This is a genomic window from Hydrogenimonas sp., assembly GCF_029932565.1.
Taxonomy (GTDB): domain Bacteria; phylum Campylobacterota; class Campylobacteria; order Campylobacterales; family Hydrogenimonadaceae; genus Hydrogenimonas.
Genome location: NZ_JAOZPV010000009.1, coordinates 33,082 through 34,941, shown reverse-complemented (window position 1 = coordinate 34,941; position 1,860 = coordinate 33,082). Strand labels below are relative to the sequence as shown.

General features: G+C 54.0%; 2 protein-coding genes. Both read left to right on the top strand.

The features are described from left to right. Window positions 1-102: 102 nt before the first annotated feature. Window positions 103-984 carry an aspartate carbamoyltransferase catalytic subunit gene (locus Q1K24_RS02500; protein ID WP_300365461.1) on the top strand — a complete coding sequence of 294 codons (882 nt, stop codon included), beginning with the start codon at window positions 103-105 and terminating at the stop codon, window positions 982-984. A gap of 9 nt (window positions 985-993) precedes the next feature. Further along, on the top strand, window positions 994-1,860 hold an 867-nt coding region (locus Q1K24_RS02495; RefSeq protein ID WP_300365458.1), incomplete at its 3' end, for an aminodeoxychorismate synthase component I.

The window sequence follows — 1,860 nt, the reverse complement described above, 5'->3', positions numbered from 1 at the left end:
CAAACCGCCTTCGGGCGGTTTGCTTCCATCGATTCTCTGTTTTTTCCACCTTTCAAACGATTGACATTTTGATATAATAACTCCTAAAAATGAGGAGTTTCCATGCGGCATCTCATCACCACCGACGACTTTTCGCTCAAAGAGATCGAAACGCTTTTCAAAGATGCCGAAAGCTTCCTTCATACGCCACCGCCGAAACTACTGCAGAACCGTCTGATCATTACCCTCTTTTTCGAAAACTCCACCCGTACACGCAGCAGTTTCGAGATTGCCGCGAAAAAACTGGGGGCTGACGTCGTCCATCTGGATGTCGCACGAAGCTCGACGAAAAAAGGGGAAACACTCTACGACACGGCCGCAAACCTCAATGCGATGGGCCCCGACGCCATTATCGTCCGACACGCGCAGAGCGGCACACCCTATCAGATTTCCCGTCATGTCGACTGTGCTATCTTCAATGCCGGCGACGGTGCCCATGCCCATCCCAGCCAGGCACTGCTCGATCTCTTCACGATCCGGCAGCACTTTGGCGGCGATATTGAAGGCAAGCGCATCGCCATTGTCGGCGACATCAAAAACTCCCGTGTCGCCAACTCCAACATGCGTCTTTTGCCGCGTTTCGGCCTCAGCATCACGCTTGTCGCACCACCCCACTTCATTCCGGAAACCGATCTGCCAAACACGACGAAGCTCGAGGACGTTCTCGACGATATCGATATCGTCATGAGCCTGCGCACCCAGACGGAGCGCCATGCTCATCCAATCTACGGCAGCCTCAAGGATTATGCCAGCGACTACTGCATTACCAAAGAGCGTATCGGCGATCGAAATATCCTGCTTCTGCACCCCGGTCCGGTTCACCGCAACATCGACATCGACGATGCCATGCTGGCCGATCCCCGCTGCAAAGTGCTCGAACAGGTCAGAAACGGTGTCGCCGTACGCATGGCAGCGCTGAAAAAGCTGATCCTCGCCAACGACTGACCGATACCGATGCACGCAGATTTCGCTGAAATCTCCCGCCTGGCCGCCGCCGGCACCCCTTTTCTCTTCATCATCTCTTATGACAAACGCGAAGTCGTCGTGCGTCCGCTGGAGAAGCTCGCCCCGCTGCGCGTGGCGATTCGGGGATTGGGGATTGGGGATTGGAGATTGGAGACTACCCACTACTCACTACCCACTACCCACTTTAAAAAACACCCCGTGCTTTTTGAACAATACAAAAAGGCTTTCGACCGTGTGATCGAAGAGATTCGCGCCGGCAACACCTACCTGCTCAACCTCACCTTCTCCACTCCCATCGACCTGCCCTATACACTCGAAGAGATTTTCGATATGGCCAATGCCCCATACAAATTGCTTTGGCCCGGGAAATTCGTCTGCTTCTCCCCCGAACCTTTCATCAAAATTACGCAGGATGGTATGATCTCGACCTATCCGATGAAAGGAACCATCGACGCCTCCATCCCGGACGCCGAAGCCAGGATATTGGCGAACGAAAAAGAGATGGCCGAACATGTGATGGTCGTCGATCTGCTACGCAACGATCTTGGTATCGTCGCACACGACGTGCGCGTCAAACGGTTCCGTTACATCGACAGGCTGGAAACCTCCGACAAAACGCTGCTGCAGGTAAGTTCCCATATCGAGGCGAAACTGGAACCGGACTGGCCAGAGCGGCTTGGAGAGATACTCGACAAAATGCTGCCGGCAGGCTCCATTACCGGCACACCCAAAAAGAAGACGTGTGAAATCATCGACAGAATCGAGTCGCACGAACGCGGATTCTTTACGGGGGTTTTCGGCATTTTCGACGGGAAAAGTGTGGAGAGTGCCGTGATGATCCGCTTCATTGAGCAG